This window comes from Pseudocolwellia sp. AS88, assembly GCF_030551755.1.
Taxonomy (GTDB): Bacteria; Pseudomonadota; Gammaproteobacteria; order Enterobacterales; family Alteromonadaceae; genus Pseudocolwellia.
This window is the reverse complement of the sequence record NZ_JAUPEC010000029.1, coordinates 19,183-34,129: the sequence shown is the minus strand read 5'-3', so window position 1 is coordinate 34,129 and position 14,947 is coordinate 19,183. Positions and strand designations below refer to the sequence as shown.

Here is a 14,947-nt window from a genome sequence, read left to right as displayed (position 1 = left end):
AATGTGGAGAGTAGGCGTTTCATTAGGACTTTAATAAATTTATTAACCTATGAAAGAAAAATCCTTTATAACCTATCTTATAAGTAGTTATTTATTTTTAAGGAAATGAAGATGTTTTTAGTTAAAAAGTCAGCTCAATTAGCTACCTTTATGATGATGTTTTTTAGTTTATCTGCTTTCGCAGTTGATGATGCCGTAAATACTGGTCGTTTCAATAGTATTGCTATTGATGGTTATGATACCGTTGCATACTTTACTCAAAATAGAGCTGTAGAAGGTGATAAAGCCTTTAAAGTTAAATGGCGTGATGCTTATTGGTACTTTGATAATAAAGAAAATAAAGCTTTGTTTGAAGCAGATCCTGAAAAGTATGCGCCTCAATATGGCGGCTGGTGTGCTTATGCAATGGCTGATGAAGGTAATACAGTTAGAATAGATCCAGATGCTTTTCATATTCATGAAAATAAACTCTATTTGAACTATAGTAAAAGTGTTAATGAAAAATGGTTAAAAGATAAGTTAACTATGATCAAAGATGCGGATTATTATTATCCTATAGAAACTAATGTAAAAAGCTTTAGTAAAGAGTAATTAATTTTCTCTGTTAACGTATGTTTACAATTTTTATTATTATTTAAAGGCACCTTTTTAGGTGTCTTTTTGGTTTCTAAGATATACTTAAGTTACTGTGTCTGTTGAATTAGATCGATAAAATATTTAGTCGTGAAAAATCTAACAGACCCAAGATAAAATTTTATCTTACAACAATTCCTCTTATTAATTGTTCATTCCACATGTTTAATCACTAAGTACTTAAGCTATATCTTAATAAATGTAATTATTAATATATTGTATTTATTTTAATTTGTGTGCAATGGAATTGGTTATTAAGGGGTGAATATTTGTACGCTATTTATAAATAAAGTCGATTAGAGTTATGTCGTTTTATTAAGATAGTTAAGCATCAAAAATTAAATAAACATATTTTATAAGGATTTATGAATGAATCTGTTTCGTCCCGTGGTTTCCTCGTTTTTTATTTTGTTACTATCTGCATGTCAGTTAAGTGGTAACTCAAAAGATGAGAGCGCATCAAGTGTTCAACAAAGAGCTGAAAATGCTTATTTGTCTCAAGAGCAAGCCTTTATGCGTTCAGCTCGAGTTTCTAATGTTAATTACAATTTAGAGTTCTCTTTATCAGAAAACAGCGCTTTTTCTGCTACCTCACACATTAATTTTCATTTAGATAATGCTCAAATCCCGTTAACGGTTGATTTAAATGATGCACAAATTACTCAATTACTTGTTAACGGTAAAACGGTAAAACCAGAATATAACCAATGGTTTATTACCTTACCAGCAAGTGCATTGGTAGAAGGAGATAACTCAGTAAGTGTTAGCTTCACTCGTGAGCACAGCACCGATGGCGAAGGCTTACACCGTTTTCAAGATCCAGTAGATAATAAAGTTTATTTATATTCTCACTTTGAACCTGCAGCTGCTCAACAAATGTTTGCCTTGTTTGATCAGCCAGATCTTAAAGCTACTTACACTATGTCAGTATCTGCTCCTGCAGATTGGTCTGTTATCACTGCGATGAAAGAAAGTCGTGTTGAGAAAAAAGGTCAAATGAAAACTTGGTATTTTGCAGAAACGCCTAAACTAAGCCCTTATAATTTTTCTCTTCATGCTGGTCCATATAAAGTATGGGAAGATAATAATGCTAAATATCCTTTACGTTTATTTGTACGTCAGTCTGTTGCTGACCAAGTAAAACCAAGTGATTGGTTTAAATATACAACTCAGGGTATTACATTTTTTGAAAGCTATTACGGTGTTGATTACCCATTCACTAAATACGACCAAGTATTAGTACCTGACTTTTTATATGGTGCTATGGAAAATGCTGCTGCAATTACTTTTGCTGAAGGAAGTTTCTTAACTAATGGTGAGATGAGTAAAAGTAAACGTGAGCGACTTGCTAATGTAATTATGCATGAAATGGCACACCAATGGTTTGGTAATTTAGTAACCATGAAATGGTGGAATGGACTTTGGTTAAATGAAAGTTTTGCTGCGTTTATGGCTACTTTAGCTACTGCTGAAGCAACAGAATTTACTGAAGCATGGAGAACATTTTATGCCGGTGGTAAACAAGCGGCTTACCGTGCTGACCAAAGTGTAACAACTCATCCTATCGAAGTTCCTATTCCTTCATCAGCGAATGCATTTGATAACATTGATGCAATTACGTATTCAAAAGGAGCTTCGGCTTTAAACCAGCTACGCTTCTTGTTAGGTAAAGAAACCTTTCAAAAAGGTATTCACCAGTACCTAAGTGAGAATGCTTATAAAAACGCTGTTTTAGATGATTTTATTGCAAGTTTAGCTAAAGCGAGTAACCGTAGTTTAGATACTTGGAAAGATCAGTGGTTATACAATGCAGGTGTGAATAGCATTAATGTTAGTTTTGAATGTGCTAATGATGTGATTACTCATTTCGAAATTAACCAATCGCCTGATGACGCAACACAAACATTACGTGAGCAAAAAATTCAGTTAGCACTTTTCAATGTTGAAGGTAACAAACTTAATAAAGTGAAGTCATTACCTTACATTTATAATGGTAAAACAACACCAGTTACTGAATTGAATGGTGTGCAATGTCCTGATTTAGTTTATCCAAACTATGAAGATTGGGGATTTGTAAAAGTACAACTTGATGGTAAGTCTTTTGAAACAGCTAAAGAACATGTAAATAAAGTAGCTGACCCATTATTACGCTCTATGTTATGGCAAAGTCTTTGGGATAGCGTTCGCGATGGTCAACTTGCTCTGAATAGCTACTTAGATGTTGCTTTAAAAAATATTTCAGAAGAGCAAGACTATACTATTTTAGGCCAAGTTATTGGTCAGCTTGAATTAAGTAAGTCTTACCTTAATAAAATATACGGTGCTAATCATACTTATGTAAAAAGTATGGCATTAAAACTTGAGCAACTTGCTTGGAATGGCACAGTACATAATTCTGGTAACAATATGCGTAGATGGTTTGACGCTTATATTACTGTAACCAGCACACAGGACAGTTTAGATAATTTACATAATCTATTAACGGGTAATAAGGTAATAGATGGTTTAGTGATTAACCAAGATTTACGTTGGGATATTATTAAACAGTTAAGTCGATTCCAATATGCTAATGCTGAAAATATAATTGCTAAAGAGTTAGAGAGTGACAGTTCTGATACTGGGTTGAAATCTGCTATTCAGGCTGAAGTTATTGTTCCGAATAAAGTAACTAAAGCGAGTTGGTTAGCTAAAATTCAAGACAGTAACACCGACATGCCATTTTCAAAGTTACGTTCAGCTATGACAGTGTTATATACATCGGATCAAGGTGATTTAGCTGAACTTACTGCTGAAGAACGTATTAATAGCTTAGTAGCAATTGATGCAGCGAATGATCACACCTTTATGAGAAGCTATGGACGCTACTTAATTCCTACAAACTGTACAGTAGAAAGTGTTCAACGTTTACAACAAGCTGCGAATAAGTTTACAGAAATGTCGGCAGGTACTAAACGTTCATTATTAACAGCGCTTCAAAGTGACGAACGCTGTGTCATGATCAAAAAGAAAATGAATATTCAATAAATGTATTAACAGAAGGAAAAGTACGTTGTAAGTACTTTTCTTTTATTGATGTTTAGGATTACAGCTCATTGTGTTTCTTAACTATTACATTCATTCACTTGTTGAATAGTGTATTATTAAGCATGCAATGAGCTTTTTTATAGGAGATAAATATGAAAGCAGTATTGATTATTCTAGTTTTTTTTATTTCTGGTTGTGCTCAATTATTCGATAATAAGCCAAGTGTAGTGGATGGCACGATATGGGATTTTGATCATAATATTCAATTTGAACAGCACAAAAAAAGCGATAACGTATATAGTTTAACTATTCGCTCTACCAGTAAAACACGCTTTTCAACGCTTGCCACTTTTTTAGTACGTCAGTCATTTAAGCTTTGCAAAAGTTATGGTTACAAAATTGAAGTATTAGATGGTGTAGAGAGTTACAACGATGAGCGTTATATCACAAGTTTCATTCCTGCATCTTTACAAGCAAATATTGAATGTGCGCCTGTAGTAGCTCAATAAAAATAAAACTCTGTTAACGCAAAGTAAATAATAGCACTTAGACCTTCCTAAATAGCTTTGTAGTGTTGTTATTTACTAATCTTAGTGAACTATGTGAGTTTATTTTTAAACGATATAATATCGCTTTTATCACCACTAAAGGCAAGTACCTTCCCAATTAATAATCACACTAACCTTTGAAATCATTTTATCTGAAAATAGTCGCTTTAGTTTCTTAGCTTAAGTCATTGTAAAGTTATGGGAGAGAGGGGATTTCAGGACTTACTACTTTGAAAAGTCTCTTTTTGTATACTTTTCTTAGGCTTATTTCTAAAAATAAAAAAGGGTTAATATTGTAGCTAATTGAGTTTTATCTCATTTTAGCAAATATTAACCCTTTATTTTATAACGTACTCTTAATTAAGCATACGTTTCAACATTAAACTACTTTAATTGGTACAGCGTACTTAGTAGTCATTTCTTCTGTTGGAGGAGCAAATCGAGTTAAATCGATACCTTCAACAGCTGCTTTATATTCTTCGATTGTAGGGAAGCGACCCAATACAGATGAAAGAACAACTAAAGGTGTTGAACCAAGTAATGATTCACCTTTCTTCTCTGCAGTATCAGCTACAACACGACCTTGGAATAAGCGAGTTGATGTTGCTAAAACTGTATCACCTGGTTCAGCTTTCTCTTGGTTACCCATACATAAGTTACAACCTGGGCGTTCAAGATACATGATGTTTTCGTACTTAGTACGTGCAGCACCTTTAGGGTTTGCATCATCAAATTCGAAGCCAGAGTACTTACGTAAGATGTCCCAATCGCCTTCAGCTTTAAGTTCATCAACAATGTTGTACGTTGGTGGAGCTACAACTAATGGCGCTTTAAATTCTACTTTGCCGTTTTGCTTTTCAATATTACGTAACATTTGAGCGATGATTTGCATATCACCTTTGTGAACCATACAAGAGCCAACAAATGCTAAATCTACATGTTTACCATCGTAGTATGAAACAGGGCGAATAACATCATGAGTATAACGCTTAGACGCATCTTCGTTGTTTACATCAGGGTCAGCAACCATTGGTTGATCGATAACATCTAAATCAATAACAACTTCTGCGTAGTATTTAGCATTATCATCTGGTGCTAATGCTGGGTTTGTACCTGATTTAACTTCTTCAATACGTTTGTCAGCTAATGCGATTAATCCGTTAAGCGTGCCAGCTTCATTTTCCATACCTTTATCAATCATGATTTGGATACGGCTCTTAGCAAGCTCAATTGATTGAATTAAAGTTTCATCGTTTGAAATACAGATTGAAGCTTTAGCTTTCATTTCTGCAGACCAATCGGTAAATGTGAATGCTTGGTCAGCTAATAAAGTACCAATATGTACTTCGATTATACGACCTTGGAATACGTTTTCTCCGCCAAATTGCTTAAGCATTTGTGCTTGCGTTGCATGTACAACATCACGGAAATCCATATGACCTTGCATAGTGCCTTTAAATGTTACTTTTACTGACTCTGGAATTGGCATAGCCGATTCACCTGTAGCAAGAGCAACAGCAACAGTACCTGAGTCGGCACCAAATGCTACACCTTTAGACATACGAGTATGAGAGTCACCACCGATGATGATAGCGCGATCATCTACAGTAATATCATTCAATACTTTATGAATAACATCAGTCATTGCATGGTAAACACCTTTAGGGTCACGCGCTGTAATTAGACCGAACTTGTTCATAAAGCTCATTAGTTTAGGAATGTTTGCTTTAGCTTTGCTGTCCCATACTGATGCAGTATGACAACCAGACTGATAAGCACCGTCAACTAACGGAGAAATAGTAGAAGCAGCCATAGCTTCTAGCTCTTGGCATGTCATAGGACCCGTAGTATCTTGCGAACCTACAATGTTTACTCTAACGCGAACATCAGAACCCGCGTGCAGATCAGTTTCAGAAAGAACACCTACTGCATTTCTGTTGAAAATTTTCTCAACAGCAGTAAGTCCTTGACCTTCATGTGAAATTTCTTTTGAAGCAGCATAAACAAGTTTAGTTGGTACGCCTAAAGCTTCAGATGCAAATGTTTGTAGCTTCTTACCAAATACAACAGCGTAAGAACCACCAGCTTTCATGAATTCAACTTTTTGTGGAGTAAAAGCTGAAGAAATGTCTACTAGCTCTTTATCACCATTTAATAACTTTTTAGCTTTAGTATCAATTGTTAATACAGTGCCAGTAGCAACTGAGTATGCTTCTTCTAATACAGCATCGCCATTCTCATCAACAACAGTATTGCCATCTGCATCTACTTTCTTAACCCAGTTTTTAAGATCAAGACCAATACCACCAGTTACATCAACTGTTGTTAAGAAAATTGGAGAAATACCATTTGTACCTGCAACTACAGGAGCAATGTTAATAAATGGAACGTATGGGCTTGCTTGTTTACCAGCCCAAAGTGCAACGTTATTCACGCCAGACATACGTGAAGAACCAACACCCATAGTACCTTTTTCAGCAATAAGCATTACTTTTGCGTTAGGGTGCTTAGCTTGTAGAGCTTGAATCTCTTCTTGAGCTTCTGGAGAGATCATACATTTACCGTGTAACTCACGGTCTGCACGTGAATGTGCTTGGTTACCAGGAGAAAGTAAGTCAGTTGAGATATCACCTTCACCAGCAATATAAGTTACAACTTCAATTTTTTCTTCAATATCTGGTAATTTGGTAAAGAATTCAGCGTTTGCATAGCTTTCTAAAATATCTTTAGCAACAGTGTTACCTGCTTTGTAAGCTGCTTCAAGGCGAGATGTATCTGCGTCGTATAAGAATACTTGAGTTTTTAATACAGCTGTAGCAGGAGTTGATAATGCAACATCATCACTTAATGCTAGGTCAAGTAGTACACCGATAGATGCACCACCTTTCATGTGAGATAGTAATTCGTAAGCAAATTCAGGAGTAATTTCTGCTACAGTTTCTTCGCCTAAAATGATTTTTTTCAAAAAGGCCGCTTTTTCACCAGCAGCACTGGTTGTGCCTGGTAAAGTGTTATAGATGAAAAAGTTTAAAGAATCTTCACGATGTTCGTGATCTTTATCTTTGATTTGCTCAATAATTTCCGCTAATAATTCAGCATTATCAATTGGCTTAGGTGCTAATCCTAGCTCATTCTTTCGATTGTTAATTTCTTCTATATACTCTAAATACAGGCTCATGTGATACTCTCTCTTTAGCTATAAGGCGCTAATAATATTATAATTAGCTAGGACAAATTTTTTGCGTCTATTTTACCTGATTTTTTATCTACTATGAATCATTTGATAAAATAAACACTATTCATAATGGTTATACCTTGTAGAAACTATAGTTATATGTCTTTGGTAGTAACCTTGTGTTCTGTAGAGACATTTAAAAACAATTTAGTTTAGGTAACACATTGCATTTAAGCAATGCTTATCCTTCTGGTTAAACCTCTCTGCTCATGAATGAGCATTGTCAGTCATTGTAATCATGGTTTATCGTTTGTTATAAAATATCATTTCACCTGCCCATTTACTTATGACGTTCCATCTAGGCTTTCATATGCCGAGAAAAATTCTTTTCCGATTTAGTTTTTCCACCACATTTAAAATATTGAGTGGCAGTAACGCCTTCAATACCTACAGCGGTTAAATCTTGCGTTATTGTGCAGTTATCTTCGTCGTCCTTTGTTATTTTCATATCTTTACCGTAGTTTGTTATTCGTTGTTGTTTTCTATATTCCATTTGCGCAGAAGATATTGTTGTTGATTTTGGCACAAGAACAGGTGTTGGGTTGAATATGCTCTTAATCTGCGAACTATAATTAATTGGTTTATTTTCAGTAGGAATATATTTGTGAATGTTTTTTATTTGATCATTTAAATTTTGTTTTGTTACTGCCTTTTTAGAGATTAGTTGATTGTCAGGTTTAATAGATGTGACTTGATTGTTATTTGATATTGGTAGGTTTGTAGCTTTGTGTTGATTCGTTTTTATCACAGTGTTTTTTTCAATAGATTTAGATCTTTTTGCAATTAATTTGGCTTCTTTGGCAAGAGAGGAACCTTCTAACGATAGTATAGGGTCTGGTGAATCTTGAATTTCACTTATTTGAGTTGGCTTAGGAATAAAGTATAAGTAGCTTTCTATAGGGATTGTTTTAACTTTGTTTTTAATAATAAGTTGAGGAGATTTATTTAAGTATTGATAAAATAAGCACAGGATAATAACAGTATGAATAAATACTGATATGAATAATTCCTTCCTTGTTAAATTACTCACCATAAAAACTTACATCACCAAATTTAAAAGTTAGATAGGGGATTTATTAATAAGTTCCATTGAGTTTTTTAGTATTAATTAATGCATTCACAGGGTAGAGATAGTTTATGTTTGATATAATTAATGAATAGTACATTTAATTATAGCGAAGATATGGAATACGAATTTATTCATGATTCATTAACAGGATCAGCAACGGCTAGGTTTTCAATGGAACATGAAATAATGGGGCCATGGCTAGAAGTCGAGATTGGTAAAAACACGACTAAATTATTAGAGTTAATTAAGGTTATTGATAACCTTAAAGAACGACAAACGAAAGACGTTGTTGTAAATGGTGTGGAATACACGCTTATTTTTAGTGAAGATTCAGTCAGTATTATCTCAAATGCAAACTTTGAACAAATAGAACATAATTTAGAAAATGTAGAGATTGAACAAGGTTTAAATACTGACTTTGATAGTTCTGCAGAATGCGGTATCGAAGATTTTAAAGAGCTACTTGTTAAGTGGTCAAATTTTATTAAATAATCGAAGTAGATTGAACTTGAACTAGACTGTTATGCTTGGTTTTCTCGCTTAGTTACAGGTATGAGACAGGTATGAGACAGGTATCAAAGTAGGTGGTTTGTTGTTAATGGCAATAACAAACTTGGCTTTATATTACTAATCTTTAGTTATTATCAACTTTGGATATTTTCATCGGCACTATTTAATATCTCGATGTATTCTACTTCAGTTAATACTAACAAATTAAGAACTTTATCCTTTAAAAACCTCCAGTCAGGCGTATCTTTGTTATACCTTTTTTGATGAACAATATTTTCAGCCATTTTTAAAATAGCAAAGTAGAATTTTTGAATACGGCTAAAAGGGTTATCAATAAAGTCTCTTTCATGATGAGCTAAAATTAATTGACAAATTTCTTTAGGTAATCGCCAAGAGCTTGAAACATAATATCCAATGGTCGCATGATTAGCTTTATAAGTTGTATCTTCAATTGTTGTGATAGGAATATTCGGAAACTTTAACGCACGAGCAAAGGTTTTATGATAGTCAGAGTGCTTCATTGCCATAATTGGCACACCACAATCATGAAATAAGCCTAATGAGAATAAAATGTCTTTTGAAATGGCTTGTTTAAGTGTATTGCCAATTTGAACACAAACATTCGCTATACTCGTTGAATTTGACCAAAATTCGTTTAAAGCAATAGAACAATCTTTTTGTTTGAAGGTTTGTTTGATTAAGCTACAGGTAACTAAGGTGATTATACCTTCTAAACCAATGTAACGAACAGCTTTAGGGATGTCAGAAACCGTTCTTGCTAAACCATAAACAGGCGAGTTTATAGTTTTTAGAACTGTGGATGAAATAGCAACATCTTGTGAAATTGTTTTAGCTATAAGATTTAATTCAGGCTCTTCTTTGGTAACCAAATCTTGTAGCTTTTGAAGTAATTTAGGTTGCGCAGGTACAGAAAAACCACGCTCAATATCTTCAATTACATTTTGATCAATATGCAACATAAATTCTTTAATTATTATTAGATAAGTTACAATCCATATAAAACATGGCGTTATTTATTCCTTTGTATAACAACAACTATCCCTTAGTTTTATCTTCTTTTCAACAACTCATTAGTCATTGTAGGTATAGTTGGTTTTTATCCTATAGTTTGTTCTAGGTTTACCCTGACGCCATCGCAAGGATTGAATGTATATCAATAGCTTGAGAGTACTTCACAAAACCTTTTTCAGCTTGAGTTCTAGCCAAAACCGCCATTCTATCAGAAAGCTCATTACCTTCAATATTTGCATGGCCTTTTACATGAGAAATTGTCAGGTTTTGTTTTAATTTTTCATGGAGCGCATAACAATCTTTTATAACGTCTAAATTTTTTATTTCTTCTCCTTTTCCTCTCGTCCAACCTTTGTTTTTCCAGCCTTTTGCCCATTTAGTAATACAATCAATTGAGTACTTTGAATCAGATAGTATTTGTACTGAGTGGTTTTGCTGAATATATGAAGCTGCGAGTTTTAATGCTTCATGCAGGGCATGTAACTCAGCTGTGTTGTTAGTGCCATGTTTGTCATATAAGCCATACCATAACTCTTTAACTTGCTCTTTTTCATATATCGCAATACCTGAGCCTGATTTCCCCGGGTTTGGTGAACAAGCTCCATCACAATATATATTGTAATCAGCAAAATTAAGAGATGTTTTTGTGCTTTTAACTGATGTTGATTTAGAAGCTGTTGCAGGTTTTGAGCTTGAATTAGGGGCTTTCGCTAAAGAGCGCTTCATCAGGGCTTTAGTATAAGTTTCTTTATAAGCAGCTTCGGCCTCAGCTTTAGAAGCAAACCCCATGTATTGAGCATTATTCATACCTGCAACTAATGATTGCACTGTACTCCAAGTATCAAAAACCCCAGTTTTTTTTCCTTTCCAAATAACGTAATGTTTTTTACTCATTGTTTTCTACTTCTTATTTGAAATGGTTGAGGGTTGCTTAAGCTGCTTCAGCGCTAAAATAACTAATACAATCCCAGCAATGAAAAATGGGATACTTAACATTTGTCCTGTATTTAAAATAAATTCTGAGGAATAAGCTGCTTGTTTTTGTTTTACAGACTCAATTAGAAATCTAGCAGTAAAGGCCAAGATCAAAAATATACCTAGTAATAATCCGTTAGGAGATTTACTTTTAAACTTTTTATATAAACCGATTAGAATAATAAATATAAATAAATAAGCAAAAGCTTCATAAAGCTGTGCAGGATGTCGTGGAACATTATCTACTCTAGCGAATACTACAGCCCAAGGGACATTGGTTTGTACGCCGAGTATTTCTGAATTAATAAAATTTGCAAAACGAACAAATACACCAAATAACGCGGTGCCTATTGCTAGTCTATCTAAAATCCATAAGTAACTGACTTTGTATTTTTTAACATATAAACCAATGGCGAGAATAACGCCTAATCCACCACCATGGCTGGCGAGTCCACCTTCCCATATGGCTAATATCTTCATAGGGTTTGCGAAGTAATAACTTGGGTCGTAAAAAAAACAGTGGCCCAATCTAGCACCTACTATTATTCCCACAACAACATAACCTAAAAGTGTATCTAACGTTCCTAGCTCTATGTTTTCTGTTTTATAAATCCATTTCATAACTTGTAAACCAGAAAGGATAGCTGCAGAAAATAATACGCCATACCAATGAATTTTTATTGCACCGAAAGAAATTAATACCGGATCAATATTCCAAATTAAATGTTCCAAAGAGAGTTCCTACTAAGAGAATTAATGCAGATGAAATTAAGTTAGTTTCATCAAAGAAAGGAGATAGTGCCATCATAAATTTGAAGACACAGATTATCAAGCCGAAGTTAATGATACTTGCTTTTATCTATAAGTGTTTTATTAAATGCCTTGAGGCTTATATTTTTATTTCTACTTGGTTTAATGGATATTTACACCTATTATATAAAGTAGTTGTTTATTCTTTATTTTTACCTAGTTTTTCATTTAATCGTATTCTAGATAAGTTTGAGCTTGAAGCAAATAAAAGGATTTTATGTTTTTAAACGTTTTAGGTGAGCGCTAATGATCCAACGCTCAATTAAAGAGACTTTACTCTTATATTTTACCTCTTCAGGTGCGTTTGTTATCGCCTTATTAATGTTGATTCGGATTTATCAACAAGATTGGAATACGGCTGCCTTAGATTTTCTGATTGTTATTACTCTTTTTTCTCTTTTTTGTTATGTCTATAAAACAAGGAATGTGGAAAAAGCTAGTATAATCTTGTCCACTTTTCTCATGTTATCAACAGTGTTGCTTATTTGGATGAAAGGAGCATCACAAATCTATTGGGAATATCCTGTCACTATTGCAGCGTATTATCTACTAAGAATTAAATTTGCTGTAATTTCTAGTTTGGCCCTTATGTTTATTGTGGGGTTAATGACGTTTTCTCAAATAAATCTATTTCACTTCGCTACAATAATAGCCACTTTGTCGATGGCAAATATGTTCGCTTATTTCTCAGCACGTAATATTAGTGAAAAACATAGTTCATTAATCAAAAGTGAACGATGGGGACGTTTAAGAAATAAAACATTAGAACTTATTGTTGGCTCTCATCCTTTATCTCATATTTTAGAGTTTATTGTTAAAAGTGTAGAACAAGAAAATTCAAACGTTTACTGCAGTATTTCTCTCTTTGATAAATCAGGACAATTCTTAATGGTAGGTGCGGCACCCAACTTACCTGATGCCATGGTAAAGCAAATACATAACTCTGAAATAGGACCTGAGAGCTCAACATGTGGGACGGCTGCCTTTTATGGAAAAAGAATCATTGTTGAAGATATTAGCCAAGACCCTCGCTTAAGTGGGGTTGTAAACTTGGCCGATAAAGCAAATCTAAAAGCTTGCTGGGCTGAACCGGTAATTAGTTCTAAAGGTGAAGTTATTGGCGTATTTGGGATTTATCACTGTATAGAATATAAGCCCACAAAACAGGATTTCTTCTTAGTGGAACAATTTGCTCACTTAGCTAGTGTTTCTATCGAGAGAGAAAAAAACAGTTTACTTATTTGGAAGCAAGCGAATTTTGACAGTCTAACAGGTTTACCTAACCGAAATATGATGCGAGGGCATTTAACTCAACTTATAGCTAGAGCCAATCGTGATAATGAAAAACTCGCCATTGCCTTCTTAGACTTGGACCACTTTAAAGATGTGAATGACACTTTGGGTCATCATATTGGTGATGCTTTACTCAAGGAAACGGCTAAACGGATAAAGCAAAGTATTCGTAAAAACGATGTAGTTGCAAGGTTAGGAGGTGACGAGTTCGTTATTATTATGTCTAACCTTAAAGATTATGATGGTGTAGAAGTTGTGGCTGAACAGTTACTAAGCTCAATTGCCTTACCTTATTACCTTTTAAATGAGGTAGTTCATAGTGCCGTAAGTATTGGGATAACTATTTATCCTGATGATGGAACAGAAATAGATGATTTACTTCAAAATGCTGATCAAGCCATGTACGGAGCTAAAAGTTTAGGACGAAACACCTACCATTATTTTACTAAATCTATGAGAAATAGAGCTGTTGCCAGAATGCAGCTTATCCAAGACTTACGAAATGCGATCTCACGAGAGGAGTTTTTTGTCGTTTATCAGCCCATTATAAACTTACAAACTAATGTTGTTTATAAAGCAGAAGCGTTAGTGCGTTGGCAACATCCAACAAGAGGTTTAGTGAGCCCGTTTGATTTTATCGCACTAGCTGAAGAAACAGGTTTGATTATAGAAATTAGTGACTTTGTTTTTAATGAGGTTTTATCTGATGTAAAAGAGTGGAGAAATACTATTCATCCTGATTTTCAAGTCAGTATTAATACATCGCCCATTCAGTACAAAAAGAACACAGGAAATATATCGGCATGGATGGGGACACTTGTTAGTGAAGAACATTCTAACGATTCAGTTGCTTTTGAAATAACCGAAAATCTTTTAATGGAAAATAAAAAAGGTGTGGCAGATATTTTACAGCAAGTAAAAGAATCTGGGATCCCTATTTCAATTGACGATTTTGGTACAGGGTATTCGTCACTTTCTTATTTAAAGAATTATGAAACTGATTTTTTAAAAATAGACAAAAGTTTTGTACAGAAAATGTCTCTAGATAGTAAAGATTTAGCTTTATGTGAGGCTATGGTTGTTATGGCGAATAAATTAAATATTAAAGTGATCGCTGAAGGTATAGAAACTAAAGAGCAGCAAGATATGTTAACGAATATCGGTTGTGATTATGGACAAGGTTATTACTTTTCAGTACCTGTCAAAAAGCTTGATTTTGAAGAGTATATCTCTAAAAAAGCAACCACATGAAGATGCTAAATTAAACATAAACTTTATGATTTAAGGCTAATTACCTGAGGAAATATACTCTTTGTTAATAGCCTGCTCTTTTCCAGAATTTTGCTTCTTCAATTTTATTAGGTTCACCAATAACAAAAGTTTTATCTGCAATGATTTTTCCATCGCACTCTACTGTCATTCGCCAGTCACCTATTTTATTGTGTATAGGCTCCCAGATAGTATCACCTAAGTAGAAATCCCAGTTGTTATCTTTAATATAAATATTACCATCAAAAGGAGGCATAATTTTTCCTTTATCGTCAGGTATATCAGGGTGATAAATACAATAAGTTATTTTTTTACCTTTGCCTTTTTTGATATTAACAATAAAACCAAATTCAATATCTATTTTAGCTGGAACATTCAAAGTGAATTGGGTGATTTTAGGAAGAGCTTTATTTGAATTATCCCATTTGTCGTAAATACCAAAACTTGTGATCGTATGTTGAATGTTTGCTTTAGCCATAAATAATTTAAAGAGTCTTAAGGGATTAGTCTGCGAGATAAATATATTTTAACGAGTCTTATAACAAAAAT

Annotated in this window: 11 protein-coding genes; 5 read left to right on the top strand and 6 right to left on the bottom strand. The window is 33.9% G+C overall.

Annotation, left to right across the window (positions count from 1 at the left end):
* Positions 1-150: 150 nt before the first annotated feature.
* The 3 genes from Q5N69_RS16365 to Q5N69_RS16355 all read left to right on the top strand — a co-directional run bounded on the left by Q5N69_RS16365 (position 151) and on the right by Q5N69_RS16355 (position 4,166).
* Positions 151-591, top strand: a complete 441-nt coding sequence (locus Q5N69_RS16365) for a YHS domain-containing (seleno)protein (RefSeq protein ID WP_304370175.1) — start codon at positions 151-153, stop codon at positions 589-591.
* A 411-nt stretch (positions 592-1,002) separates the two neighbouring features.
* A complete protein-coding gene (gene pepN / locus Q5N69_RS16360) occupies positions 1,003-3,657 on the top strand; it encodes an aminopeptidase N (RefSeq protein ID WP_304370157.1) in 2,655 nt (884 codons plus the stop codon).
* Between the two features lie 152 nt (positions 3,658-3,809).
* Complete coding sequence (locus Q5N69_RS16355) at positions 3,810-4,166, top strand: hypothetical protein (protein ID WP_304370156.1); 357 nt, start codon at positions 3,810-3,812, stop codon at positions 4,164-4,166.
* Between the two features lie 418 nt (positions 4,167-4,584).
* Here the strand turns inward: Q5N69_RS16355 and Q5N69_RS16350 are convergent, their stop codons facing one another.
* Together Q5N69_RS16350 and Q5N69_RS16345 are read right to left on the bottom strand one after the other, a co-directional pair.
* On the bottom strand, positions 4,585-7,383 hold the full coding sequence (locus Q5N69_RS16350; protein WP_304370155.1) for a bifunctional aconitate hydratase 2/2-methylisocitrate dehydratase: 2,799 nt from the start codon (positions 7,381-7,383) through the stop codon (positions 4,585-4,587).
* A gap of 355 nt (positions 7,384-7,738) precedes the next feature.
* Positions 7,739-8,470, bottom strand: a complete 732-nt coding sequence (locus Q5N69_RS16345; RefSeq protein WP_304370154.1) for a hypothetical protein — start codon at positions 8,468-8,470, stop codon at positions 7,739-7,741.
* Between the two features lie 123 nt (positions 8,471-8,593).
* Between Q5N69_RS16345 and Q5N69_RS16340 the strand changes: the two genes are divergently transcribed.
* On the top strand, positions 8,594-9,001 hold the full coding sequence (locus Q5N69_RS16340; RefSeq protein ID WP_304370153.1) for a YacL family protein: 408 nt from the start codon (positions 8,594-8,596) through the stop codon (positions 8,999-9,001).
* A 152-nt stretch (positions 9,002-9,153) separates the two neighbouring features.
* Here the strand turns inward: Q5N69_RS16340 and Q5N69_RS16335 are convergent, their stop codons facing one another.
* From Q5N69_RS16335 to lgt, 3 genes are all read right to left on the bottom strand, one after another.
* The gene (locus Q5N69_RS16335) at positions 9,154-9,999 is read right to left on the bottom strand and encodes an HDOD domain-containing protein (RefSeq protein ID WP_304370152.1); all 846 of its coding nucleotides are present in this window, start codon (positions 9,997-9,999) and stop codon (positions 9,154-9,156) included.
* Positions 10,000-10,159: 160 nt separating this feature from the next.
* Positions 10,160-10,945, bottom strand: a complete 786-nt coding sequence (locus Q5N69_RS16330; protein WP_304370151.1) for a ribonuclease H family protein — start codon at positions 10,943-10,945, stop codon at positions 10,160-10,162.
* A 6-nt stretch (positions 10,946-10,951) separates the two neighbouring features.
* Positions 10,952-11,758 (bottom strand): prolipoprotein diacylglyceryl transferase, encoded by an 807-nt coding sequence (lgt, locus tag Q5N69_RS16325; RefSeq protein WP_304370150.1) that lies wholly within the window; start codon positions 11,756-11,758, stop codon positions 10,952-10,954.
* A 324-nt stretch (positions 11,759-12,082) separates the two neighbouring features.
* Between lgt and Q5N69_RS16320 the strand changes: the two genes are divergently transcribed.
* Positions 12,083-14,380: an EAL domain-containing protein gene (locus Q5N69_RS16320; protein ID WP_304370149.1), complete on the top strand. Its 2,298-nt coding sequence runs from the start codon at positions 12,083-12,085 to the stop codon at positions 14,378-14,380.
* 64 nt (positions 14,381-14,444) lie between these two features.
* Here the strand turns inward: Q5N69_RS16320 and Q5N69_RS16315 are convergent, their stop codons facing one another.
* On the bottom strand, positions 14,445-14,876 hold the full coding sequence (locus tag Q5N69_RS16315; RefSeq protein ID WP_304370148.1) for a DUF3859 domain-containing protein: 432 nt from the start codon (positions 14,874-14,876) through the stop codon (positions 14,445-14,447).
* Positions 14,877-14,947: the final 71 nt, after the last annotated feature.